Here is a 25,088-nt window from a genome sequence, read left to right on the forward strand (position 1 = left end):
AGATAGCACTAATTATTCTTTTCTAGTGAATCAAAAAAGTGTAATGTTTTTGCTACGTTTTTATGCCAGTAAGGCCATTCGTGACAACCGCTTAATGATTCGAAGTGATGCTCAATATTGTTACTTTTAAGCTGTTCAACAAAGTTGAGGTTACTTTCAAATAATGTGTCTTCTGCGCCACAGTCTAAACGTAACGGGGGTAAGTTATTTTTGTTATTGTTAAGCCAATAAATAATGTCGCTTTCGTTGCTGTTGTCGCATTGGTATTGGTTAAGTGGTGTTTCGGTAAAGTGCTTTAAATCATCTAACTTGGTAATGGCTGAATGAGCTGAAATACCGTTAAATAATTCTGGGTATTTAGCGCCTAATCTTAATGCGCCATAACCACCCATTGAAAGCCCCGAGATATAAACATTGCTTGATTCAGACACTGCATTTACCGTTTGTTTTACCGCGGTTATTACGTCGTCTACTATCCATTGTTCATAGTTGCCATGATCTTTTAAAGGTAAATATGACGAGCCATCCCATAATCCACCGTCAGAAGGCATTACTAAAACAAACTCAGATAAGCCTTCTTGTTTGAGTTGTTCGTATACCTTATGTACGCCGCCTAAATCCATCCATACCCAGTTATTACCATATACACCGTGCAATAAAATCACTACAGGTACGTTTTTCCCCATGTTTTGTGCGTTGTAAATGGTAACGTCTGCGCGGCGTTTTAGGTGAGACGAATACACGGTAAGTGTTTGTGTATTCGCTCTTGAGTAATCAGGGTTAGAGACTTCTAATCGAAGAATGGTCATTTACACCTCAGTATTTTTACGGCTTGGTTCTTTACGGTATTGTTTTTGATCGTATTATTTTAAATATCGTCCATAACAATAACGCCTTTAGCGATACGGCCGTTAAGTAAATCGTCAAAACCTTGTGCTACGTCTTCTAATTTATAGGTTTTGGTCACTAATTCATCTAACTTTAAGTCACCTTTTGTATAAAGGTCGAGTACTTTAGTGAAGTCGCGTTCTGGGTTACACATGCCGTATAGCGGGTTGATGTAAATTTTGTCCCATTCAAACAATTCGCAATCAAAATCTATGCGTTGCTCAATACCACTTACTTGTACGGCGGTGCCTGCATTTCTTATTAAGGCTAAAGGAGCAGAGCCTAACGCCGGAATTGCTGTACATTCAAAAGCGTAATCAGCGCCACGTCCTGCGGTAAGGGCTTTTACTTTTTCTTTTACGTTAATAAAATCAGTATCATCTTTTTCAGCAATTATGCCGTGTGTAGCTCCAAATTCTTTCGCTTGGTCGATGCGTTCTTGGCTTATGTCTATCGCGATGATTTTAGCTGCACCTGAATTTTTAGCACCTTGAATTGCATTTAAGCCAACACCACCACACCCGATAACACAAACGGATGAACCCGCGTCTACTTTAGCGGCATTAACTACCGAACCCCAGCCTGTCATAACACCACAGCCAATAATTGATGCAGTAGCCAATGAAATGTCATGATTAATTTTTACTACGGCTGCTTGTTTTACTACCGCATATTCGCTCATGGCGCCTAAATGAAAAGAGCGTTCGATAGGTGTGTTTTCGTGTGTAGTGCTTTCAATATGGGCATGGCCCGATAAACCACAACCGCAAACAGGCGAGTTTTTTTCACAAATATGTAAGTTACCTTCGTTACACTGAAAACATTCGCCACAAGGGATCGCCCAGTTAAGTATGACTTTATCGCCAATGCTGACTTTAGTTACTTTGTCGCCAACCGCTTGAACAATACCCGCACCTTCGTGGCCTACAATAAAGTTTTTATTCCACGTTTGAATTGAATCCCAATCTGTATGACAAATGCCAGCAGCCGCAATTTTAACTAATACTTCGTCGTCTTTAGGTTGGTCTACGTCTACAGTGGTAACTTGATAGCTACCTTGTCCATTTGATACAACAGCTTTAGATTTTATCATTTTTAAATATCACATTTTATAATTACCTTTGGGTGATTTGACCATTGTTTTGAGAGTATTACTATTAATTAACTTTCAATAAATATCATAATTATGCTTTTTATTTTGTTTTTATCGTGGTATTTATTACGTAAGTGTAGAATATTTGTTGTTGATTATGCCTGATAAAAATAAAGTATATTGCGAACCTTTTTGTATAAAAGAGGGGTATCAGTTTGAAATTCATAAAGTGGAATATGGTGAAAACGACTCTTATTCATGTTTTATGCATTTTCATGAGGTGCATGAGTTTATTATTTTTGAACAGATAGAAGGGGACTATTACTATAATCAAGGTGAGTCAAAACTACTTGATAATGACATTGTTTATACACCCGCATTAGAAACTCATAACTTTGAATTAAGCGAGCGACCAAAGTCTTGGTATATTATTCAGTTTATTCCTGAAGTACTTAACCAGCCTGAACTGCAAAAAGTGAGTTTTTTATTACAGCAAGGCCAACAACTTAGGTTGAAAAAAGAAGATATTGCGATTGTTCAAATGCAAGTTAAATGGTTACACCAATGTTATTTAGAAAACCCATTAGATGGCAAAAGCTTGTTGTTACTAAGGCTGTTAATTTTATGGATTTCAGATAAAGCACAAGCCATAAAAATGCCGAATACTATTTCGCTAACATCTAGCCAAAATTACGAGAAGTTGTCTCCGGTTATCGACTTATTTAGACAAAGTCCTTATGTTGATATTTCTTTAACTGAAGCAGCAGAAATGTGCTTTGTATCGCCTTCGCATTTTTCACGTATGTTTAAGCGAATATTTAGGTGTAATTATTCTGAATACAGTTTAAATCACAAATTATATAGTGCGGCTCGATTGTTAAGCCAAACAGAAAGGTCGATAACTGATATTAGTTACGAGCTTGATTTTTCAAGCCCGTCTCATTTTATTGCTCAATTTAAAAAGCATTTTAATACAACACCTTATAAATATCGCATAGGCGTTAAAAGCCGTAGTTAAACTCCATGAAGCTTTAACAAGTTTTAGTAAATAGTATTTTACTGAGCTGCTTGTTGTTTTTCCAACCGTGGGGCGTGTCTGCTTCAAAGCTAATAAAATCACCTGCTTTGTATTCCATACTTTGTGTTTGCTCATTTTGACTATTACCCGCAATTAATGTTCCTGATCCACTAATCACATAGGCAAGCCATTTGTCTTGTGAGGAATGTATTGGAAACTCTGCAGCATCAGGTTGTATCGTAAAAATAAACATAAATACATCTGCATATTCAATTGATACGCCGTCCCATCCCTCGGGAAATTCATCAATGGATATATCGGGAGCATTTTTTCGAACAAGTTTACTGTTGCCAGAGTTGGCGAGCATTTCAATAACTGAAGCCATAAATCACCTATTTGTTGTGTCTGTTTGTTGTAATATAGGTGCTCTACTTAACCTGAAACGTTAAGTAGAGCACCTGTCTTTTGCTTTTGATTTTTTGTTGTTTTTATTCGTTTAATTGTGAGATGAGTGTTATAGCTCGTCTTGATCTTCCCACATTTCTGGCCAATACCTGTAGATACTATGACCATATTTTTCTAAACGTGCATCAGCCTCTGCTAAGTAAGCTAAACTTTTGGCCTTTGCTGTTTGTTGATCGCCAATAAGTAAGGTGTAGTTGTTGTCAGACAAAACGCTACCCTCATCATCTTTAATCACTAAAGCAACATCAAAGGTGCCTTCAGCATTGTCCGGTAGTTGCCAATCTATATCGATAAATGCAGTAGAGCTATCGCGATCAACATTGACTTTTTGACTGCCTGAAACATTCGTGTTTTTGCCTTCATATAATACTTTCCATTCAAGTGTTAAGTCGTTAAATGCTTTTTGGTAGTCGTTTACTATCCATAGCTGCCCAGTAAACGTACTGCCAGCATTCCAACGGCGTTTTTTAAATTGTAAACTTGGCAGTAAAGGGGCGTAAGAGCGTTTTAGCCAATCAAACGCTATTTTTTTCTTACCGTAATAATCAACCACTCCCCATTTTATATCAGGTACATGAGTAATAAAGTGGCATAAAGCGACACCACTCATTTTTGGTTTACGACGACGATAGGTCTCTAAAGCAAATTGAATAACTGTACCTTGTGCTATTTGTGTGGCTTCAACAAATTCAGCTAAAGACCCCATTTTGTAATCATTAAATACTTCAAAATTTAGGTTGATTAACATGTCGATATCGGCCCAATGATATGCCCAGCTTGGGCCCATTGGCCAAAGTTCATCTTCAGGAATAAACTTTTTGAGGCTTTCAATATTTGGTGCTGAAGCGGCTGTTAGCTCAGGAATAATGGCGCAATCAAGTGCAGGATAATATTCTTCCATATATTCTTTGCCACCCTGATAGTAATGCTCATTAGCATGCATTGATTCATTTGCTCTAAAGCCCATGTTTTGTGCAGACTCTGAACTTAATGGTGATGCCAATCCATAGGGAATATTGGTATTTTCTTTAACTTTTTCGCCTATAATCTCCATTAAGGCTTTATTGCCACTTTCTTCATGAGCACCAGAGAAAAATACTTCTTCTCCACCCATCCAGAATATTTGAGAAGGATGATTACGACGCTCTTTTACCGTAGCAATACACTCGTGTAGTACGCCATCAATAAATGATTGTTCTTTAGGGTAGGCTTGAGTCGCTAAGGTAAAGTTAGTCCATACGGTTATGCCTAGTTCATCACATATTCTATAAAAGTCAGGAATTTCAGGTGGATGCCAGCCAAAAATACGTAAGTTGTTAATGTTAGCTTCTTTAACCATGGCTAAGCGATCTTCGTATTTTTTAAGGCTATTTTTGCCATAGAAGAATGAAGGTTGTCCACCCCAGCAAGCAGAGCGTAAAAAGTGTTTGTTGCCATTAATAATAAATGTCCATGGGAATTCGTTATCGTAACCAGGATTAAAGTCCATAGTTACTTCACGTAGCCCAATGGTTTCTGAAGTACTGTCTAATGATAATATTGGTGCATCAGAGGTAGCGTTTTGAATAACGAGACCTAAGGTGTATAAGTTTTGATCACCCATATCCCAAGGCCACCAAAGCTTGGCGTTTTCAATAGAAATTGTTGTGTTGATTTTGCTTGCGCCTTTAGCAACTGTGACTTCTAGTGAAAACTCAGTAGTGCTTGTTTCGCAATTTTTACCTGTTAACGTACCGGAAAGTTTGATGTTTTGATCTGTATTGGTGTGGTTTTCAATATCAACAATTAGATTAACATTAGCATGGCCGCAACCATCGATAATAGAGTCGTTTTGCACAGTAATATCGGTGCGGACACTATCAATACGAACTTGTTCAGTTGCTTCTATTCGTACCGGACGCCAAATACCAAAAGGCACTAAACCTGAAAAGTAATCGCCAGAGAAGTTAACTTTTTTACCACCACAGTTACGATAGTTTTTAGGTGGTGGATCTAATTTTACCATCAACATATTTGCACCACCGCGCCAATCCGCCCAGCTAACACAATCGGTAATATCAAACTCAAACGATGAAAACATGCCTTCATGACGGCCTAGATAAGTGCCGTTAAGCCATACTTCACAACTATAATCGACACCTTCAAAAACAATTCTTATTTTTTTATTTTTCATTGTTTCTGTTACTGCAAAACGGTGACAGTACCACCATTCATATTCTGCAGCCCATTTGGCTTTATGCATGTTTCTACCAAATAAAGGATCATCTATTTCATTGGCGCGATGTAGATCTGAATAAACATCGCCAGGCACTGTGGCAAAATTCCAGCTGAAATGAGTACCTTGATACTCAGCGGGTAATAAGTGCAATCCTTCAATTTGACCTTGGCCAGGACGCATTCTTTCCATTTGCCATTTACAGCCACTTAAATCAATGATTTCTCTAGACATATTTATTCTCTATTTTGAATTTTAGGAAAATTAATTTATTTATGTATTAAACATTGAATGAATAATACACTTATTTTTATATGAATTTATTATTTAAATATGAATATGTCAACAAAAAACAGCAAAAAAAAATCCAAGCATTGGCTTGGATTAATCGTTAATATTTTTGAAATCATCAGTTAATAAGGAGGATCAGCATAAGCATTTTAACAGCCAACACGTGAACTTATTTTGTTTGCAGTTTCTTTTACTCTTTGAATTAATGATTGAATATTATCTTCGTCGCCTAGCGATGAAGTAAAGGTGGATACCGCTAATACCGCGATTACCGCACCTTCTGGGTGACCTATAATAGAAGCACAATCGGTAACTCCGTCAGTAAGTAAACTTTTTCTAAAACAATGTCCGTTAACTAAAATATCTTGTAGTTCTTGCTCAAGCTGTTTTTTATCGTTACTACTCATTTTTTGATAAGTGTCGTCGCGTTCATAAATTAAGTTTTTAACGGCCTCATTACTGTTTGCTAATAATACTCGTCCAGAGGTCGTGTCAACGGTATTAAACAATGTACCTTCGGCAATAGAAAGCGATATAGGTGCATGGCTGCGAGAATGAATAACAACCATGACTTTACTTTGATACAAAATACTCAAGTGAGCGGCATGGCCTGATTGGGCGGAAAAATCGTCCATAATAGGAATAGCGGTTTCACGCAATTGATCAATTGGCGATATTTTTCTCGATAAACTGTAAAGCTTTAGCGATACGCTGTATTTACCGGAAATTTCATCTCTAACTAAGTAACCACGGTTCTCTAAGCCGATTAAAACACGGTATATTTCATTGGCAGAACGGTTAATGCCGTGGGCTATTTCTGTTTGTGAAAGTGGCATTGCTTTTGATGCTAAAAACTCTAAAACATCCATGCCTTTATCAAGTGCGGGCACTGCATATTTATTACTTTTTTCTTCGCTCATGTTTTCCCTACGGATTGATTATTAATTATCTGAAAGGTACAAGGTAATGTACGTTTTTTGATTAAGTCTATTAAATCATAGCTTGAGGTAAGTATAAATGGATTTATATCCGTATTACAAAATTCATATGAGAATAAAAGTAAGCTAAAAGCTATTAATAAACCTGAACTCGGCTTAACAAATGCTTCTCTAGCAGCTATTTTTCCTGATTTCTGCGTTAAATTTACTTGCAATAGACTAGCTATTGACGCGAAATTTGCCTTGAATTAAGAAAAACTATGAAGCTAGAGGCTCAATGAATCTATTTTTTTATATTTCAATTTATTAAACATCTCTTAAACCGAGTTCAGGTTAGTAAGGTTTTTTTGGAGTCATCTGCTACTACTTTATGAATTAAATAGCTGAGTACCATTAATAAATGAAGACCCGTACTGATATGACTTTATTTGAATAAAAAAACCTTTAAAAGCAGACTCTGAGGTTATAGCGCTATTGTTATTATTCTATGTTTATAAGAAATGTACTTCTTTATTGTTAGATACTTAATCTTAAAATACACAATATCTATATTTTAGAATGTTAAAATATGTCAATTGATGATTGATATGTTAGTAATTGTGTGTAATATTATTTGTGGTTGGTTGATTAACGAACAATATAGCGTTAAAAATTAATTAAGGAATAGGCTTTAAATCTAATTATAAAAAATATTATTGAAGGGGAATCATGAAAAATATTAATCGGGAATTCACGCGTAGCAAGGTGGCAACAGCAGTTGCATTAGTGACATTAAATATGGCTCCAAATGCTTTTGCATTTGAAGATGAAAAACAAGAAACTGAAGTTATTGAAGTTGTTGGTATACGAAGCTCCCTTGCAAGCTCTGCTAATATTAAAAGAGAGTCTAGCGGTGTAGTAGATGCTATTACCGCGGAAGATATTGGTAAGTTTCCCGATACTAACTTGGCTGAATCTTTACAAAGGATCACTGGGGTTTCTATTGACCGTTCAAACAATGAAGGTAATCAGGTTTCTGTTCGTGGTTTTGGCCCTACCTTTAATATGGTTACGTTAAATGGCCGTGCGATGCCTACTTCTTCAACATTATCCACTGACGGTGCTATTAATCGTGCCTTTAATTTTCAGCATATTGCTGCTGAAGTTGTTTCAGGGGTAAATGTTTATAAAACAGGTAAAGCGCATATAAACAGTGGGGGTATCGGTGCAACTATCGATTTACAAACCGCGAAACCTTTAACTTATGGAGAGCAAAAAGTATCTTTGTCTGCTAAAGGAATTATGGATACAAGTAATGTAAATGGCGATGATATTACTCCGGAAATTTCAGGTTTGTATAGTAATGTATTCCTAGATGGTAAATTAGGTTTGTTAGTCGCTTATTCACGTTCTGAGCGTGATAGTCGTAAGGAAGCCGTGGTAAATGACGGTTGGTTAGCTGATGATGGCTCTACTTATACTGGAATTGATTCATCAGGTATAACTAACCCAGATAATCCTGACGGTATTTTTTGGGTGCCTCGTAACTTTGCTGTTGAATATGGCGATCATGAACGTAAACGAGATAATATGCAGTTTGTTGCCCAATATGCAGCAACGGATAATCTAACCCTTACGTTAGATTATACTGGCTCGCGCTTTGATGAATCTATTGATCGTATTTTAACTGGATTTTGGTTTGACTCTGATGTAAATACCACGGGTACGGTAGACAGTAACGGTACCGTTATTAATCCTCGCCATAAAAATCACCGTTTAAATTATACAAGTACTCATCAAGTTGTTGAAACTGAAAATGATTCAATGGGATTAAATATTGTTTGGCAAGCAACTGACAGTTTACAACTTAGCTTTGATGCCCACGATTCAACGTCGCAAACTCAACCGGGTGGAGAAATTAGTGAATTTACTACCGTTATTAGTACACCTGCAGATGCCAGATATGTTGATATTGGTTTAGATTTCACGGGCGCTGAAGTTCCCGCTGTTTTTGCTCAACCAACGTTAACAACGGAAGATCCTAGTGCTCCTGCACCTATTCCTGCTAACTATGACCCCTATTCACTTAATAACGTTGATGGAGATGTTGTGGTTGTTCGTGGTCATGAAATTAAAAATAATATTCAGCAGTGGGGATTAAGTGGGGAATGGGAAAACTTAAGTGATGGATCTTTAGCTAATATTAATTTTGGTATTGGTGGTCTTAAATACAAGTTTGACACGAATAAACGTTTTGGTTTTAGCGTTATTTATGACGTACTTGATATTGATAGTTTAGGTTTATCGTTTACACCGTCAAATGTTGGTAATAATTTTAGTGGCTCTGAACATTTATTTGATATGCAGTTTAATTCAGACCCTGGTATTGTTAATCAAGCGATAACTGATGGCGGTTATATTAATGAAGATCCAGTATCAATTGATAATATTACTGAAGATACTTTTTCAGCGTATATATCATTTGATTTGATCAATGAATTTAATGGCCTTCCTATCACTATGAACGTTGGTTTACGTTATGAAGATACCGACGTAACAGCTTCGTCAACGGCGACGTTACCTACGAGCTTGGTATATTTGCATGAAGAGGAAATTCGTGGGTATTTTCCACCAGGTAGTGAAGTAAGCCTTGATACATTACATGGCGGTTATACTGAATTTTTACCTAACCTCGATATCAGTTTAGAATTTAATGAAGATGTAGTAGGTCGTTTTTCTTATAGCAGAACGTTAACGCGTAGTGATGTTACGGCTATTGCACCCGCAACTAAAATTACCAATATGAGACCAGGTGGCCCTTTTAATGCAACACAAGGCGATCCTAATTTATTACCTTATACTTCAAATAATATCGATCTTTCTTTAGAGTGGTATTACGACGAGGGTAGTTATGTATCGTTGGGCTACTTCCATAAATTTGTTGATAACTTTATTGGTACCACTGTAGAGAATAGAACAATCAATGGTGCTGATGGTACACCCCTTACCGATCCTTCTGTCAATCCAAGGGCAGGTTGTCCAGATGCATCAACAGAGCCTTATAATACCAATTGTCTTTCTCAGCCAAGTGATCCTGATGTTAATTTTGCCGTGATTACCCCTAAAAACCTTGAAGATGCAGAGGTAAGTGGTTGGGAATTTGCTTTACAACATATGTTTGGTGAATCAGGTTTTGGTGGACAGTTTAACTTTACGTTAGTTGATGGCGATGTTGAGTTTGATCCTTCGTCATTTGAGCAAAGTGTTTCTTTAACTGGCTTAAGTGATTCAGCTAACCTTGTGGCTTTTTATGACAAAAACGGCTTTCAAGCACGTATCGCTTATAATTGGCGCGATGACTTTCTGTTGAATACTAATCAGTTTCATAGTCCAAATGAACCCGTATTTACAAAAGCTTATGGTCAAATAGATTTTAATATGAGTTACGATATTAATGAATCAATTACCATTGTTTTTGAAGGATTAAATATACTGGAAGAAACGGCTCATCGTTATGGTCGCTATGAAAATCAGTTTTTAGCAGCCGAAGACTTTGGTAGTAGATACGTTGTTGGTATTCGAGCGAATTTTTAAATACTTTTATACTAGGGTTATTTAAAAGCTGCAATTGTTTGCATGCATACGTATCTCCCACAGGAACTATGCATTTTGAGACTGCTTCTTTTCAGGGGGCAGTCTCTTTTTTTATGGAGTAGGGTTATGACTAAACTCATTAAAAATATCATTATTGTTGGAGGTGGTACAGCGGGGTGGCTAACCGCAGGTGTTTTAGCTTCAACCATTAAGAGTATGTATGGCGCTGACTCAATTAATATTACGTTAATCGAGTCGCCATCTATTGAACCTGTTGGTGTTGGCGAAGGAACGTGGCCAACCATGCGTAATACGCTAAGAAAAATGGGTGTGAGCGAGCTAGATTTTATACGTTCATGCGATGTTTCATTTAAGCAGGGATCTAAGTTTTGTCAGTGGAATAATGATAATTATTCAAACAGCTATTATCACCCATTTTCTTTACCCCAAGATTTTAATGAAAGTAATTTAGCTTGGCATTGGATGGCGAAAGATTATGAAATATCCTTTTCTGAATTGGTATCACCACAAGAAGTTATTTGCGAACATCATATGGCACCCAAGCAAATATCTACACCTGAATATGCCTTTGTTTGTAATTATGGCTATCACTTAGACGCGGGATTATTTGCTAAATTTTTGAAAGATTATTGCTTAAATAAGCTTAAAATTAATTACATAAGTGATGATGTGCTATCTGTGTTGTCGGACTTAAAAAATAATGACATAAAAGCACTTAACACTAGTAAAAATGGCGTAGTTAATGGCGACTTGTTTGTTGATTGTACGGGAAGAAGTGCGCTGTTAATTGGTAAGCATTATCAAGTCCCCTTTATTTCTAAAAAAGACACGTTATTTATTGATTCAGCACTTGCTGTACAAGTTCCTTATATAGACGATGAAAGCCCTATCGCCTCAGTAACATTATCTACAGCACAAGAGGCGGGGTGGATTTGGGATATAGGTTTATATAGCCGTAGGGGCGTAGGGCATGTATATGCAAGTGAATATATAAGTGAAGAAAAAGCTAAACAGCAATTACTTGATTATATTAAAAAAACGAATAAAAACAGCAAAAAAATAGATGAGCAATCTATTAAAAAAATTGTTTTTGAACCTGGATATAGAGAAGTTTTTTGGAAAAATAACTGCGTTGCTGTTGGATTGTCTGCGGGGTTTGTTGAGCCACTCGAAGCCTCATCTTTAGCGCTTGTAGAAATTTCGGCAAATATGATCGCGCAACAGCTGCCTCAAACACGACAGGGGATGGACGTGATTGCTCAACGGTTTAATGAACGTTTATTACATCATTGGCAATCAACGATAGACTTTTTAAAATTGCATTATGTACTGAGTCAACGTGATACGGGAATGTTTTGGAGAGATAATCGCGAGCTATCGAGTATTCCTGAAAGCCTAACTCGTTTGCTTAATATATGGCAGGAACAGGTTCCATGGCATTATGATTTTGATCGAATACAAATGTTTCCTTCAGCGAGTTATCAATATGTTTTATGTGGCATGGGGTTTAAAAGTCAACTTCACATCCGTCCTTCTATTATTCAAGAAACCAGTGCAGTTTCTCATTTTAATCTGGTTCAGCAACAAACAGCGCAATGCTTATCAAGGTTAAAGCAGAATCGTACTTTTTTGAAGGAAATTAGAGAGTAGCTTTTATATAAGGCCTAATTTTTATTGTGTTATAAAAATTAGGCCTTTATTTTTGATTAAATTGAAGTTACTTAAGCGCTACACTCATTAACGTGTTATGAGCGGTTAAATAAAGGGTCTTTTCATCGGCAGATAAGGTGCAATTAGCGGTAAGTTTACCGGTTTTAATTTTTGCTAATACTTTCCCTTTAGGTGTAATTAACCAAACTCCACCAGGGCCTGTAGCAAAAATAAGTCCGCTTGAATGAACCGCCATGCCATCTGGCATGCCTTGCTCTCCTGCTACACCTATAAATTCGCTTGCGTCTATCAGTACTCGTTTGTTACTTACTTTACCATCAGACGATAAATCGTAAGCTAACCAATGAGGGAATGATTGATCGGAAACTGCCACATATAAGGTTTTTTCGTCTGCTGATATAGCAATACCATTCGGGAAGCTAATTTTGTCGTCAAGTAGTTGTAAGTTACCATCTGGTGCTAAACGGTATATGCCTTGAAAAGTAAGCTCTTTTCGTTTGTCATCCATTATGTCTTTTAAGCCATAAGGAGGATCCGTAAAAAATAAGCTACCGTCAGAATGTAATACTGCATCATTAGGGCTATTAAGACGTTTGCCATTATAGTAACCCGCCAGAGTTTTAAAGTTATTGCTTGGTGATGAGGTAGGCGCATTCATTACTGCTATTCGTCTATCACCTTGTTGTAAAAGTATTAAATTATCATGTTGGTCAAGCAACAATCCGTTAGAACCTTGCGTGTGGTCACCTTTGTGTAATCCTGTTGAGCCAGAATTCTCTAAATAAACACTAACGCCTTCAAGAGGGTGATATTTCATGATCTTGTTATTAGGAATATCTGAAAAAATTAAGTAGCCTTCTTTTGTTAACCAAAGTGGTCCTTCGGTCCATGCAAAGTCAGACGCTAAGGTTTTAATAACAGCAGATTTATCTAAAATAGCATTGGCTTCTTGCGAGATAATTTCAATTGACGGCTTAATTTCGCTTGTGACTAAATGACCATCATTACTGTTAGCTGTGTTTGAAATAGCGCATGAAGTAAGCGCTAATATCATTAACGCAAACGTTAATTTATACATGTGTAGTCCCTTTGTTTTTGGGTAGTTTTGCAAGATAAGCTTGCACTAACGTTATTAATTTATTTTGTTGTTCCGGTGTTGTTACCGCACGGGTTAAGTCGTTACCCACTCCAACACCAATAGCCCCAGCTGAAAACCATTCTTCTATGTTATCTATATTTACGCCACCAACAGGCATTAAAGGTGTATTTGAAAAAGGTCCTTGAAGGCCTTTAAAATAGTTTACTCCTAAAGCTCCTGCTGGAAATACTTTAATTAAGTCAGCATTAAAGTGTATAGCTTGTGCAATATCGGTTGGTGTTAATGCCCCCATTAAAACAGGAATACCTTTAGAATGAGCCAGTTGAACAATAGTGCTTTCTGTATTAGGTGTCACTAAAAATTGTGCGCCTGCTTCAATAGCAAGGTTAGCTCTTTCGGTATTTATTACAGTACCAGCTCCTACGAGTATTTCAGGATAATTAGCGCGTGCTTTGCTGATTTCCTCACAATACCCTGGGGTGTTTGCCGTAATTTCTAATGTTGTAACACCACCTTCCACTAAGCACTTTATTACCGATTCAATCTCTGATTGCTGCGCAAGGCGTATTATAGCAACTAACTGACTTTCAATAATTTTATTAAGGGTGTTAGTACGTTGCTGGTTTAAATATAAACTCATTTTTTTACCTAAATGTTATGTGTTAATCTATTTTTCGGGTAATGGCTCATCAATACGCTGTATTTTTCCAACAAGAAATAAATAGGATAAGCAACCAATAGCAGCCAAGGCTGAAATGAATAATAGGGCAGGTTTAAAGTCGCCATCTTGAACTAAGTAACCAATAATAATTGGAACCGCTACAGCTGAAAGGCCACCAATAGAATTAAAGCATCCACCAACTAACCCAACTAAATGTTTTGGTGCAAGCAATGAAACAAACACCCAAGCAATTGACGATAAGCCATTACCAAAAAAGGCGATAGATAAGAAGGTGATTACCCAAAAGGTATCGTCTGTATAGTTTGCGCCTATAATACAGGTTGTTAATAGTAGCCCTACAATAATAGGAGCTTTACGTGAAAATTCTTTAGATACACCTTTTCTCACTAAATAGTCTGAACTGAACCCAGAAATTAATACGCCAAAAAAAGCAGCTAAAAAAGGAACCGATGCTAAAAACCCCGATTGAATAAAGTCTAAACCTCTATACTCAACTAAATAAGTAGGGAACCATGTAAGAAAGAACATTAATGTTCCACCTAAACAAAATTGACCTATATAAATTCCCCATAGCTTTTTACTTGAAAAAACAGAAATAAAGTCTGCACGGGTAAACTTGCTTTTTTCTTCTTTTTTTTCTTTGTTTTCTGCTGGTGCGGTGTCAGAAATTAACGTGAGTTCTTGCTTATTAATACTTGGATGATCTTGTGGATCTCGATAGAAGATATACCAGATTATGGCCCATACAATACCGATAAGACCTGAAATAATAAACAAACCTCTCCAACCAAAGTTGTCTTGAATAATCGCTAAAAATGGCATTAAAAACGCTAAACCAATAAATTGCCCTGACGTATACACTGCAATAGCAGAAGCACGTTCGTTTTCTGGAAACCAAGTAGTGATAATTTTGTTGTTACATGGGTAAGAAGGGGCTTCAAAAGCACCAATAGCCATTCTACAACCAATTAAAGCAGCAAATGAACTCACCATACCTTGTACTAAAGTAGCTAATGACCACATGACCAGTATAAAAGGATATAAAATACGTGTTTTAACTAAGTCTACGGTGATCCCTCCAGGTATTTGCAAAATAGAATAAGTCCAGCCAAAGGCTGAAAATATTAAGCCCATTTGAACCGAAGTCAGACTTAGTTCTTCAGTTAATGCCGCTGCTGCGACAGAAATGTTTGTTCTGTCCATGTAGTTAATAACAACACTCAAAAAAACAAGTGTTAATACGTGAAACCGTTTTTTAGTTGGTTTCTCTTTAGCAATCAATTCGGTGTTTTCCATATTTATTTCCGTTATTTTTATATTGTTATTTATATCGTTTTTTAATAGTGAATTACCAATTAGTGTACGAGCCATCACTTTTGTATAAGCGAGGAGCTTCCCAGTATTTAAAGGTTAAATCTTTAATTTCATCTTCATTAACGTCTATACCTAAACCTGGGGAGTCAGATACATTAAAGGCGTTATTTATAACTTCAGGACGATTGACAAAATAACGGTCGTAGTCAGTTAAATCACCATCGTAAGGTGGTAGCTCAAGCCATGCAACGTTTGGAATTGCAGCACAGTAATGAATTGAAGCGGCTGCGCATATTGGGCTTAACGGGTTGTGTGGCATCATGTCTATGTAATGTAATTCACACAATGCGGCAATTTTCATTGATTCGGTAAAGCCGCCCGCATTGCATATATCCACACGACCAAAATTAGTTAAGCCTGTTTCTGTATAGGGAGCAAAGTCCCATTTACTTGTTAGTTCTTCGCCTATTGCTAAAGGAATATCACACATTTGACGAAGTGCTTGGTAAGCCGTAGGAGATTCATTTCTAATAGGCTCCTCAATAAAGTCTATGGTGCCAACGGGCATTCGTTGAATAAAGGAGGCTGTTTCGGGTACCGACAATCTGTGATGATAATCAATTCCTAGCGTTATTTCAGGGCCAAGCGCTTCTCTTGCTTTAGTTAGCCATATCGCGGCTTGACTAATTGATTTTCTTGGATCAAAAAGCTCAGCTTTTTCGGCATCGCCTGCTTGGCCTGTTGTTGTTCTTATAACTTGCCAGCCTTCATTTTTGAGTCGTAATACATCATCAACTAATTCAGGGCCCATGGGAGCCACTGTTGTAGCAAATAAGGGGATCCTGTCTCGTTGTTTTCCGCCAAGCAATTGATATACAGGAATGTTTAAACTTTTTGCAACTAAATCATGTAAAGCAATATCAATGGCTGCAATGGCTGCTGATAAAACTCGTCCACCTTCAAAATATTGGCTGCGGTACATCTCTTGCCAAAGGGCACTTATATTAGTGGGATCTTTACCAATCAAAAATTCTCTAAAGTGTTCTACAGCGCCCATAACCGCTTTTTCACGACCAGATAACCCTGATTCTCCCCAGCCGTAAAAACCTTCATCTGTTTCAACTTTTACTAAACAAACGTTTCTGAAACCTGCCCAAAAACCATATGCTTTTATGTTTGTAATTTTCATGTAAATTCTCCGAAACTTAGATTTTTCGTGTAATTATCAGAGTTTCTATTTATGTAAAATGTAGTTAGTATGCTCAATATACAATAAATTACACATAATTTAACAGGGTTTAATGATTTATTTTGTTATACTTGAGCAGAAAAAGTCTTATTGTTTGTAGTTTATAGTACTTATATCTATAAACGTTATTTTTTTGTTTTTACTAAGTTTAATACGGATTATTAATCTTTTGTTGTTGTTTTTATTGTTTTTTTTGTTTTGTTTGTTGTTGATGTTATCTATTTTTTTAGCTGAAAAACAATAAAATAAGCGATTAAATCTAAGGATGTTTTATCAAAAATTAAAATTTTTTAAATAGAGTATTAAATCATCACTTGACACTAGCTTATCTGTATTTATACTCGTATATGGAATTTATATATAAATAATTAACCGTAATAGAAGATACTCATGACTCAAACAAAAAATATAGAATTACGCGGGATCACTTGGTGTCATACCCGAGGTTTTACACCGATGGCCGCAACCGCCCAACGCTTTGAAGAACTAAATCCACATGTACGCATTTCATGGGAGAAGCGCTCTTTACAAGCTTTTGCTGATGAACCTATTGATAAATTAGCTAAACGTTATGATCTTTTAGTTATTGATCATCCTTGGGCTGGGTTTGCGGCGCAGACAGGTGTTATTGTGCCGTTAAACGATTGGCTCCCTGAAGATTTTTTAGCAGACCAAGCTAATAATTCAGTAGGGCATTCACACGAAAGTTACTGTTTTCAAAATAAACAAGTCGCCTTAGCAATAGATGCCGCAACACCTGTTGCGTCTGCACGTTTAGATCTTTTACAAGAACTCGGTTTAGAAATCCCCAATACGTGGGAAGAATTAATGCATCTTGCTAAGCTAGGTAAAGTTGCTGTGCCATCTATTCCGCAAGATACCTTAATGAATTTTTATATGCTTTGTTCAACGCTAGGCGAAGATGTTTGCGTATCAGACACGCACGTTGTAAGCGAAGAAATAGGTATAAAATCGTTAAAGTTATTACGAGAATTGTCAATGAATTTAGACAAAGATTGTTTTGATTGGAATCCTATTCAAGTTTATGAAGCCATGACACAAACTGATAAATTTGCTTATTGTCCGTTTGCTTATGGTTATTCAAATTATGCAAAACCAAACTATGCTCGAAAGCTTCTTAAGTTCGCTGATACAGTTAGTTTACCTAATACTGATAGATTATGTACAACCTTAGGTGGTACGGGATTAGCTATTTCTGCTAACTCTGAGCATAAAGAAATTGCTGCGCAATACGCCCAATTTGTTGCTAATGAGAAAATGCAGCAGTCGTTTTATATAGATTTTGGCGGGCAGCCAGGACATAGAAAAGCATGGTTGTCTGATTACGCTAATGAAAATTGTGATAACTATTTTAAAGATACTTTACCAACGTTAGACCGCGCTTATTTACGTCCTAGATATCATGGTCATATGTTTTTTCAAGACAATAGTGGTAAACCTATCCGTGAATATTTAATGAATGGCGGCGATGAAAAAGCATTATTAGCTAAACTTAACGCTTTGTATTTAGAGTCAAAAGGTATCGTACTATGAAACTGCCCCTTGAAGGTATTACTGTATTAGAGTTTAGCCAATATTTGGCTGGTCCTTATGCAGGATTACGCCTTGCAGATCTAGGGGCACGCGTAATAAAAATAGAACGTCCAGGTACAGGTGATGCTTGTAGACAACTCGCAACTAAAAATATGTGGGTAGATGGAGACAGCGTTTTATTTCATACCATTAATCGAAATAAAGAATCTTTCAGTGCTGATTTAAAGAACCCTGATGACTTAGAGAAAGTTAAAGCGTTAATAAAAGAAGCTGACGTGATGACGCATAATTTTCGTCCTGGCATTATGGAGAAAATAGGCTTAGATCATAAAGCTGTTCAGGCGATTAACCCAAGCATCATTTATGGTGAAGTCAGTGGTTACGGTAAAACAGGGCCATGGCAACACAAGCCAGGACAAGATTTGCTTGCGCAGTCACTTTCAGGGCTTGCTTGGCAGTCAGGCAATAAAGATTCTGATCCTGTACCTTTTGGCTTAGCAGTAGCTGATATGATGTGTGGTACTCATTTTGCTCAAGCAATATTAGCTGGTTTGGTAAGGAGAAAGCGTAAGGGAATTGGTGCGCATATTGAAGTAAGTTTGATGGAATCTATTATCGACTTTCAGTTTGAAGGGCTAACAACATACCTTAATAATGGCTTCGATTTACCGATACGCAGTAAACAAGCTAATGCTCATTCATTACTTGCAGCGCCTTATGGTATTTATCAAACAAGTGATGGCTATCTTGCTATTGCGATGACAGATCTACAACAACTCATACAATTAATTGACTGTAAACCTATACCAGAAAATTATTTGGCAGACGCCTTTACTTATCGAGATGAAATAAAAAATACTTTACAAAAAGTACTAATAGAAAAAAGCACAGAGTACTGGTTAAATATCTTAGAAGCTCAAGATATTTGGTGTTCAGACGTTTATACCTATGCTCAATTATTACAGCACCCCGCGTATAAACAATTATCAATGGAACTACCTCTTGTTCGTGGTGAGAATCATAAGGTGATCACTACACGTTGTCCTATTCAATTAAATGGTGAAAAACTAGCTTCTTCAATAGCTGCCCCACGATTAGGTAACGCAAATGAAAGTTTAACTAAGCAGTTTTCATTAGACCTTATTGATCGCTCTGCAAGGGAGACTAAATCATGATAAAACCATTAGAAGGTGTTGTTGTTTTAGATTTTACTCAATTTTTATCTGGGCCATCGGCTAGTTTACGCTTAGCGGATTTAGGGGCTGAGGTGATTAAAATTGAACAGCCAGAACAAGGTGATTTGTGTCGCCGTTTGTATGTGTCCAATTGTGATATTTTAGGAGAGTCTTCTCTATTTCAAGCCATTAATCGCAATAAAAAAAGTGTAACCTTAAATTTAAAAAATGCAGAAGACAAAAAAATTATAGAAGCACTTATTACCCGTGCAGACGTAGTGATAAATAATTTTAGGCCCACAGTAATGAAAAAACTAGGGTTAGATTATGCCAAAGTACAAGTTTTGAATCCTCGCGTAATTTACGGTGAAATCACCGGTTATGGCTGCGATGGTCCGTGGAGTCATAAACCTGGACAAGATTTATTGCTGCAAGCGTTGTCGGGGTTAACTTGGTTGTCTGGTAACGATTCAGATGGACCTGTTCCTATGGGGGTTGCTGTAGCTGATATTTTAGCTGGTGCTCAGTTGGTACAAGGAATACTTGCTGCGTTAATTAACCAAGATAGCAATAACAGTTCAACCTTAGTACAAGTCAGTATGCTTGAAGCTATTTTAGACTTTCAATTTGAACCGTTAACTTTGTATTACCAAGATCAAGAACAACCGCGTCGAAATAAAATCAACGGGGCGCATGCTTTGGTTGGCGGTGCTTATGGTTTATACAAAACACTTGATGGCTATATTTGTATTTCAATGGGGGGGATTCCTCAGTTAGGCCAAATTTTAGGATGTGAGCCGTTACTTGCGTTTACTGATGCTAGCCAATGGTTTGCTCAACGAGATGACATTAAATTACTTTTAAAAACTCACTTAGTTAATCAAACAACTCAATATTGGTTATCGTTACTAGAACCTGCCGATATCTGGTGTTCAGATGTACTTAATTGGGAGGATTTATTAGCTCATGATGGCTTTAAAGCTTTGGATATGTTGCAAACAGTGTCTATGAGTGATGGTAGTCAATATGAAACTACACGCTGTCCTATCCGAATAGATGGTGAATTTTTATTAGCTGAACAAGGCGCACCAAAGCTTGGTGAACATAACGCAATTTATAAAAGCAATCGTTAAGGTAACACAAATGAATAATGAGATTTTATACCAAGTTATTGGATCTGTTGCGGTACTTTCATTAAACCGAGGGCCAGCTAATGCTTACCATCAAGGGATGTTAGCTTTGTTGGAAGAAAAACTGCTGTTAGCTGAAAACGATAAAAATGTTAATGCCATTATTATCAATAGCACCTCAGCGAAATTTTTCTGTGCTGGCGCAGACATTAAAATGTTTCAGCAAAACAGCAACGCAGAAAATCAACTTATGGTTGATCAAGCTCGTAAGAATTTAGCGTTAATTGAAAACAGTAACAAAATTTATATTGCAGCACTTAACGGTCATTGTTTAGGGGGCGGCTTAGAGCTTGCGCTTGCTTGTGATTTTCGACTAGGTATTGATGGTAATTACTTATTAGGGTTACCAGAAATAAAGTTAGGGCTAATCCCTGGCAATGGAGGAAGTCAACGATTAACCAAACTTATTGGTTTACCGCTTGCGTTAGAAATGCTTACCACTGGTGATCCTATTTCACCTCAACAGGCAATAAGCTATCACTTAATTAATCGGTTGATTGATAGTGAAACCTTTGAACAAGAAGTACTCGCTTATGCAACTAAAATAGCTCAGGGGCCCGCAAAAGCAATTGCGGCTACTAAAAAAGCAGTATATGGCGGTGCATTGTTACCTATTAATGAAGCGCTGGCATTAGAGCAAACATTAGTTTCACAGCTTTACGATACAGATGATGCAAAGGAAGGTTTTAACGCTTTTGTTGAAAAACGTTTACCAGTATTTACTGGTCGCTAATCTACTTTATACCCATTGAAGAAGCGCTTGATAAAAATCACTTACTCGTTAATGCTTCTTATAAAGGAATGACTCATTATGACAAAGCATTGCCTTGAATTGATATCGCTCAAGTGCTCTGAAATACGGACCTTGAATGGTAACGGGTATATATTAAATATTAAGAAAGAACACTTTTAAAGGAGTCAGTTATGACCAGTAATTCAATTAAACAATATGCATGCTATATCGATGGAGAGTTTGTTAATGCTTCATCAGGTGCAACATTTGCAGTTGAGAATCCTGCAGATGAAACCATTTGGGCAAGTGTTCCTGATTGTACAATTGAAGATGTGCAACGAGCGGTAGAATCATCAGAAAAAGCACAAAAGTCATGGCAATTACTACCTGCTATAGAACGTGGTAATTGGATACGAAAAATAGCTGATGCTTTACAAGAAAAGCGAGATCACTTTGCTGAGTTATTAGTTAAAGAACAGGGTAAAACATTAGCTGAAGCCTATGGCGAATTTGACGACACTATCAACTACTTAACTTATTCTGCTGAAGCGGCTCGACGTATTGAGGGGAATATTTACCCAAGCGAAAATGCTAACGAGCAATTGTGGATACAAAAAGTTCCTTACGGCGTTACATTAGGTTTATGTGCTTATAATTATCCGCTTGCTTTAATTGGCCGAAAAATTGGTCCTGCACTTGTTACTGGAAACTCCATGATTTTAAAAGCTCATGAAGCAACGCCTGTTACAGCGGTTGAGTTTTGTAAAGTGGTAGATGAAATAGGATTACCTAAAGGCGTTATTAACTTAGTGAGTGGTCAAGGCATTGAAGTAAGTTCTGCTTTGGTAACGCATAAAAGTACGCGCTTAGTTTCTTTAACGGGAAGTACTCGTGCAGGGCAGGCAATCTACAAAGCGTCGGGCGAAAATGTTTCTGGTTTAGTGTTAGAACTTGGCGGTAAAGCATCATTTGTAGTACTTAACGATGCTGATTTAGATAAAGCTGTAGAAGCCGCAGTTATTTCTCGTTATGCCAATTCAGGACAGGTGTGCATTTGTAATGAATTAGTTCTTGTGGAAAAAGGAATTGCAGAAGAATTTACTAAACGAGTTGTTGAACGCGTTAAAGAGATCACTTTTGGTGATCCTATGAGTAATGTAAACATGGGCCCTAGTGTAACAGGCGCGAGTATTGAGCGTATTGATGGCTTATTAAAAGACAGTGTTGCCATGGGGGCAAAAGTTGAAGTCGGCGGTAGACCTCAAGGTGAAGAATATAAAAAAGGTCATTGGTACATGCCAACGGTAGTGAGTGATGTAAAACGAGATATGCCGTTAGCAACCAGCGAAATTTTCGGACCTATTATGCCAATTGTTGTTGTTGACAATTATCAAGAAGCCCTTGAAATTTGTAACGATCGTGAAGATGCCTTATCAGCTTATATTTTTACACAAAGTATGAAAACAGCTTTCCATGCTATTAATCATATGCAAGTTGGTACTGTTTTTGTCAATAAAATGATATGTGGATACATACAAGGGTATCATTCAGGACACAAACGAAGCGGTACTGGTGGAGAAGATGGTATCTACGGTATTGAAGGGTATTTACAAAAAAGAGCTGTCTATTTCAATTATGATTAATTCATTTTTGTTGACAATTAATATTTTACGTTTATTATTCTTATATAAATCCAATGTTCTTATATGAATAATTTAAAGGGGCAGAACATGTCTAAAATTGCGTTAACAGCAGATCAAATAAACGAGTTTCATAAAAATGGTTATGTCATTGCTAAAAACTATTACAGTAATGATGAAATATCTCTTATTCAAAATAAAGCGTTTAGCGATGACTCTTTATATGAAAGAGCATGGGATAAAAAAGATAGTTCAGGTACCGTGAGTAAAGTGTGTATTTGGCAAGAGTTGGATGACGGGCTTTATAGCATGTTCTCTCGAGGTAGACGTTTAGTTGACTCAGTAGAAGCTATTTTGAATGAAGAAGCTTACCACACAAGTACAAAAATAATGATGAAAGAACCTTACGTAGGTGGCGCTTGGGAATGGCATCAAGATTTTGGTTATTGGCATAACGATAATTATTATTTATACCCTAAACAAATTAGCTGCATGGTAGCTATTAATAAAGCGACTATTGAGAATGGCTGTTTACAAGTGTTAAAAGGTTCGCATCATATTGGTCGTCTCAACCATACTAAAACAGGTGATCAAAAGGGAGCTGAGCTTGAGTTTGTTGAGGAAGCATTAAAGCATCATGAATTGATTGATGTTGAACTTGAGCCTGGCGATGTATTATTTTTCCATGCAAATTTATTGCATAAATCGAATCAAAATAAATCATCAGAGCCTAGGTGGTCAATGATTTGTGCTTATAACGCATTAAGTAATAAATCTTTCAAAGAGAATGAAGCTATTTATTATCCACTTAATAGAGTTGAAGACGACGCTATTATTAATTGGAAGGCATAAACCTACTATCTATTGATCTTTCTAAGAAGAATAATTTAGAAAGATCAATAGATTAATTGAACACTACAAATTTAAATCCTTTCTTTTTTATATCTATTTAACGATTATTAATGGTGAAGCTTTTAGTAAGTATTGGTTTTCATTGTGATTTATAATGTCTTCTTGATGTTTCGGGGTTTTATATATAAAGTAATGCTTGTATATATGAGATATCTTCATGTTGGCTTTATTTATTTTCTTTACAAAACCTTCGTCAAGGTGTAAATTGTTAACAATAAACTGTTTTTGTAGTGTTAGGTAGAACTATGGATTTAAATGTGAATAAAATTAGCTCCGTAAAAGTTGAATATTATCAAGTACCTCTAGCGGAAGTTTTATCTGATGCTAAACATGGTGATCATACGCATTTCGAATTAATTCTTTTAAGAGTTATTTGTGAAGATGGATTAGAAGGTGTTGGTTACACATACACTGGAGGTAAAGGTGGTCGTGCCATTTATTCTCTTTTGAATGATGAATTAAAACCTTTGTTGTTGGATCAAGACGCTTCTCAAATTGAAAAAATTTGGGATGAAATGGAATGGCATCTACATTATGTAGGTCGTGGCGGTTTAGTCAGTTTTGCTATGTCTGCTGTCGATATCGCGTTATGGGATGTGCATTGTAAACGTTTAGATAAACCGCTTTGGCAAGTTGCTGGTGGGGCAAGTAATACAACTGCTTGTTACGCAGGTGGTATTGATTTGAACTTTTCACAAGAAAAATTATTAAGTAACATTCAAGGTTACCTTAACAAAGGCTTTAAAGCCGTAAAGATTAAGGTAGGTAAAGAAAATTACCTTGAAGACGTTGCACGTGTTGCAGCGGTTAGAGAGCTTATTGGTTCTGATATTGTATTTATGGTAGATGCAAACTACTCACTATCGGTAGATCAAGCCATTGTATTTGGTAAAGCGATAGAAAAATACGATATTTCTTGGTTTGAAGAGCCAACAATACCTGACGATTATTTAGGGTTTGCAAAAATTGCAAACAATATCAATATCCCACTTGCTATGGGTGAAAACTTGCATACAACTCATGAATTTGGTTATGCCATCGCACAAGCTAAGTTGAGCTTTTTACAGCCAGATGCTTCAAATATTGGTGGTATTACTGGGTTTTTGAGAGTGGCAAAAATGGCTAAAGACAATAACTTGCCTCTTTGTAGCCATGGTATGCATGAATTACATGTGTCTTTGTTAGCTTCTCAAGCTCACTCAGGCTACTTAGAAGTACATTCGTTTCCAATCGATCAATACACAAAACATCCTCTTCAGTTAGATGAAAATGGAAGAGCTATTGCTCCAGAAGTTGCAGGAACAGGCGTTGTATTCGACGACGCGCTACTTAGTCAATATTTAATTAAACATTCTTAAGGGTAAAAA

At 36.8% G+C, this 25,088-nt stretch carries 19 protein-coding genes; 10 read left to right on the plus strand and 9 right to left on the minus strand.

Annotated elements, in window-relative coordinates; all coding sequences use genetic code 11:
- Positions 1-8: 8 nt before the first annotated feature.
- Both ACM9HF_RS00555 and ACM9HF_RS00560 read right to left on the minus strand, forming a co-directional pair.
- Positions 9-809, minus strand: coding sequence for an alpha/beta hydrolase (locus tag ACM9HF_RS00555; protein WP_473613570.1), 801 nt, complete (start codon positions 807-809; stop codon positions 9-11).
- Positions 810-868: 59 nt separating this feature from the next.
- On the minus strand, positions 869-1,981 hold the full coding sequence (locus tag ACM9HF_RS00560) for a Zn-dependent alcohol dehydrogenase (protein WP_077338432.1): 1,113 nt from the start codon (positions 1,979-1,981) through the stop codon (positions 869-871).
- Between the two features lie 157 nt (positions 1,982-2,138).
- Between ACM9HF_RS00560 and ACM9HF_RS00565 the strand changes: the two genes are divergently transcribed.
- Entirely contained in the window at positions 2,139-2,999 is an 861-nt protein-coding gene (locus tag ACM9HF_RS00565) for a helix-turn-helix domain-containing protein (protein ID WP_077338431.1), read from the plus strand.
- 13 nt (positions 3,000-3,012) lie between these two features.
- On the opposite strand, the gene ACM9HF_RS00570 is transcribed toward ACM9HF_RS00565, so the two are convergent.
- The 3 genes from ACM9HF_RS00570 to ACM9HF_RS00580 all read right to left on the minus strand — a co-directional run bounded on the left by ACM9HF_RS00570 (position 3,013) and on the right by ACM9HF_RS00580 (position 6,890).
- The gene (locus ACM9HF_RS00570; protein WP_473613571.1) at positions 3,013-3,384 is read right to left on the minus strand and encodes a cupin domain-containing protein; all 372 of its coding nucleotides are present in this window, start codon (positions 3,382-3,384) and stop codon (positions 3,013-3,015) included.
- 129 nt (positions 3,385-3,513) lie between these two features.
- Positions 3,514-5,913: a glycoside hydrolase family 2 protein gene (locus ACM9HF_RS00575; protein WP_473613572.1), complete on the minus strand. Its 2,400-nt coding sequence runs from the start codon at positions 5,911-5,913 to the stop codon at positions 3,514-3,516.
- A 206-nt stretch (positions 5,914-6,119) separates the two neighbouring features.
- Complete coding sequence (locus tag ACM9HF_RS00580; protein ID WP_473613573.1) at positions 6,120-6,890, minus strand: IclR family transcriptional regulator; 771 nt, start codon at positions 6,888-6,890, stop codon at positions 6,120-6,122.
- A 726-nt stretch (positions 6,891-7,616) separates the two neighbouring features.
- Here ACM9HF_RS00580 and ACM9HF_RS00585 point away from each other — a divergent pair.
- Both ACM9HF_RS00585 and ACM9HF_RS00590 read left to right on the plus strand, forming a co-directional pair.
- Positions 7,617-10,481, plus strand: coding sequence for a TonB-dependent receptor (locus ACM9HF_RS00585; protein WP_473613574.1), 2,865 nt, complete (start codon positions 7,617-7,619; stop codon positions 10,479-10,481).
- Positions 10,482-10,607: 126 nt separating this feature from the next.
- Positions 10,608-12,152, plus strand: coding sequence for a tryptophan halogenase family protein (locus ACM9HF_RS00590; protein WP_473613575.1), 1,545 nt, complete (start codon positions 10,608-10,610; stop codon positions 12,150-12,152).
- Positions 12,153-12,219: 67 nt separating this feature from the next.
- Here ACM9HF_RS00590 and ACM9HF_RS00595 read toward each other — a convergent pair whose 3' ends face one another.
- From ACM9HF_RS00595 to ACM9HF_RS00610, 4 genes are read right to left on the minus strand one after another with little or no spacing between them, the layout of a single operon-like run.
- Positions 12,220-13,251 (minus strand): SMP-30/gluconolactonase/LRE family protein, encoded by a 1,032-nt coding sequence (locus tag ACM9HF_RS00595; RefSeq protein WP_473613576.1) that lies wholly within the window; start codon positions 13,249-13,251, stop codon positions 12,220-12,222.
- Complete coding sequence (locus ACM9HF_RS00600; RefSeq protein ID WP_473613577.1) at positions 13,244-13,912, minus strand: bifunctional 4-hydroxy-2-oxoglutarate aldolase/2-dehydro-3-deoxy-phosphogluconate aldolase; 669 nt, start codon at positions 13,910-13,912, stop codon at positions 13,244-13,246. The genes ACM9HF_RS00595 and ACM9HF_RS00600 overlap by 8 nt, the downstream gene beginning before the upstream one ends.
- Before the next feature lie 27 nt (positions 13,913-13,939).
- The gene (locus ACM9HF_RS00605; RefSeq protein ID WP_473613578.1) at positions 13,940-15,250 is read right to left on the minus strand and encodes an MFS transporter; all 1,311 of its coding nucleotides are present in this window, start codon (positions 15,248-15,250) and stop codon (positions 13,940-13,942) included.
- Between the two features lie 52 nt (positions 15,251-15,302).
- Positions 15,303-16,457, minus strand: coding sequence for a mandelate racemase/muconate lactonizing enzyme family protein (locus tag ACM9HF_RS00610; protein WP_473613579.1), 1,155 nt, complete (start codon positions 16,455-16,457; stop codon positions 15,303-15,305).
- Positions 16,458-16,907: 450 nt separating this feature from the next.
- Between ACM9HF_RS00610 and ACM9HF_RS00615 the strand changes: the two genes are divergently transcribed.
- The 7 genes from ACM9HF_RS00615 to ACM9HF_RS00645 all read left to right on the plus strand — a co-directional run bounded on the left by ACM9HF_RS00615 (position 16,908) and on the right by ACM9HF_RS00645 (position 25,079).
- Entirely contained in the window at positions 16,908-18,071 is a 1,164-nt protein-coding gene (locus ACM9HF_RS00615) for an extracellular solute-binding protein (RefSeq protein WP_473613580.1), read from the plus strand.
- Positions 18,068-19,246, plus strand: a complete 1,179-nt coding sequence (locus ACM9HF_RS00620) for a CaiB/BaiF CoA transferase family protein (RefSeq protein WP_473613581.1) — start codon at positions 18,068-18,070, stop codon at positions 19,244-19,246. The genes ACM9HF_RS00615 and ACM9HF_RS00620 overlap by 4 nt, the downstream gene beginning before the upstream one ends.
- Entirely contained in the window at positions 19,243-20,379 is a 1,137-nt protein-coding gene (locus ACM9HF_RS00625; protein WP_473613582.1) for a CaiB/BaiF CoA transferase family protein, read from the plus strand. Before ACM9HF_RS00620 ends, ACM9HF_RS00625 begins: the two co-directional genes overlap by 4 nt.
- Positions 20,380-20,389: 10 nt before the next feature.
- A complete protein-coding gene (locus ACM9HF_RS00630) occupies positions 20,390-21,169 on the plus strand; it encodes an enoyl-CoA hydratase/isomerase family protein (protein WP_473613583.1) in 780 nt (259 codons plus the stop codon).
- Positions 21,170-21,360: 191 nt separating this feature from the next.
- Entirely contained in the window at positions 21,361-22,812 is a 1,452-nt protein-coding gene (locus ACM9HF_RS00635) for an aldehyde dehydrogenase family protein (RefSeq protein ID WP_473613584.1), read from the plus strand.
- 87 nt (positions 22,813-22,899) lie between these two features.
- Positions 22,900-23,661 carry a phytanoyl-CoA dioxygenase family protein gene (locus tag ACM9HF_RS00640; RefSeq protein ID WP_473613585.1) on the plus strand — a complete coding sequence of 254 codons (762 nt, stop codon included), beginning with the start codon at positions 22,900-22,902 and terminating at the stop codon, positions 23,659-23,661.
- A 305-nt stretch (positions 23,662-23,966) separates the two neighbouring features.
- Positions 23,967-25,079 (plus strand): mandelate racemase/muconate lactonizing enzyme family protein, encoded by a 1,113-nt coding sequence (locus ACM9HF_RS00645; protein ID WP_473613586.1) that lies wholly within the window; start codon positions 23,967-23,969, stop codon positions 25,077-25,079.
- Positions 25,080-25,088: the final 9 nt, after the last annotated feature.

Origin of the sequence: Colwellia sp. RE-S-Sl-9 (genome assembly GCF_048296855.1) — a bacterium.
GTDB lineage: Bacteria > Pseudomonadota > Gammaproteobacteria > Enterobacterales > Alteromonadaceae > Pseudocolwellia.

Bases quoted from the DNA above. Each gene is read 5' to 3' on its own strand.
- ACM9HF_RS00605 (WP_473613578.1), bottom strand. From the start codon at position 15,250: ATGGAAAACACCGAATTGATTGCTAAAGAGAAACCAACTAAAAAACGG.
- ACM9HF_RS00645 (WP_473613586.1), top strand. From the start codon at position 23,967: ATGGATTTAAATGTGAATAAAATTAGCTCCGTAAAAGTTGAATATTAT.
- ACM9HF_RS00630 (WP_473613583.1), top strand. From the start codon at position 20,390: ATGAATAATGAGATTTTATACCAAGTTATTGGATCTGTTGCGGTACTT.
- ACM9HF_RS00625 (WP_473613582.1), top strand. From the start codon at position 19,243: ATGATAAAACCATTAGAAGGTGTTGTTGTTTTAGATTTTACTCAATTT.
- ACM9HF_RS00580 (WP_473613573.1), bottom strand. From the start codon at position 6,890: ATGAGCGAAGAAAAAAGTAATAAATATGCAGTGCCCGCACTTGATAAA.
- ACM9HF_RS00635 (WP_473613584.1), top strand. From the start codon at position 21,361: ATGACCAGTAATTCAATTAAACAATATGCATGCTATATCGATGGAGAG.
- ACM9HF_RS00560 (WP_077338432.1), bottom strand. From the start codon at position 1,981: ATGATAAAATCTAAAGCTGTTGTATCAAATGGACAAGGTAGCTATCAA.
- ACM9HF_RS00555 (WP_473613570.1), bottom strand. From the start codon at position 809: ATGACCATTCTTCGATTAGAAGTCTCTAACCCTGATTACTCAAGAGCG.
- ACM9HF_RS00610 (WP_473613579.1), bottom strand. From the start codon at position 16,457: ATGAAAATTACAAACATAAAAGCATATGGTTTTTGGGCAGGTTTCAGA.
- ACM9HF_RS00565 (WP_077338431.1), top strand. From the start codon at position 2,139: ATGCCTGATAAAAATAAAGTATATTGCGAACCTTTTTGTATAAAAGAG.
- ACM9HF_RS00595 (WP_473613576.1), bottom strand. From the start codon at position 13,251: ATGTATAAATTAACGTTTGCGTTAATGATATTAGCGCTTACTTCATGC.
- ACM9HF_RS00575 (WP_473613572.1), bottom strand. From the start codon at position 5,913: ATGTCTAGAGAAATCATTGATTTAAGTGGCTGTAAATGGCAAATGGAA.
- ACM9HF_RS00570 (WP_473613571.1), bottom strand. From the start codon at position 3,384: ATGGCTTCAGTTATTGAAATGCTCGCCAACTCTGGCAACAGTAAACTT.
- ACM9HF_RS00585 (WP_473613574.1), top strand. From the start codon at position 7,617: ATGAAAAATATTAATCGGGAATTCACGCGTAGCAAGGTGGCAACAGCA.
- ACM9HF_RS00615 (WP_473613580.1), top strand. From the start codon at position 16,908: ATGACTCAAACAAAAAATATAGAATTACGCGGGATCACTTGGTGTCAT.
- ACM9HF_RS00620 (WP_473613581.1), top strand. From the start codon at position 18,068: ATGAAACTGCCCCTTGAAGGTATTACTGTATTAGAGTTTAGCCAATAT.
- ACM9HF_RS00590 (WP_473613575.1), top strand. From the start codon at position 10,608: ATGACTAAACTCATTAAAAATATCATTATTGTTGGAGGTGGTACAGCG.
- ACM9HF_RS00640 (WP_473613585.1), top strand. From the start codon at position 22,900: ATGTCTAAAATTGCGTTAACAGCAGATCAAATAAACGAGTTTCATAAA.
- ACM9HF_RS00600 (WP_473613577.1), bottom strand. From the start codon at position 13,912: ATGAGTTTATATTTAAACCAGCAACGTACTAACACCCTTAATAAAATT.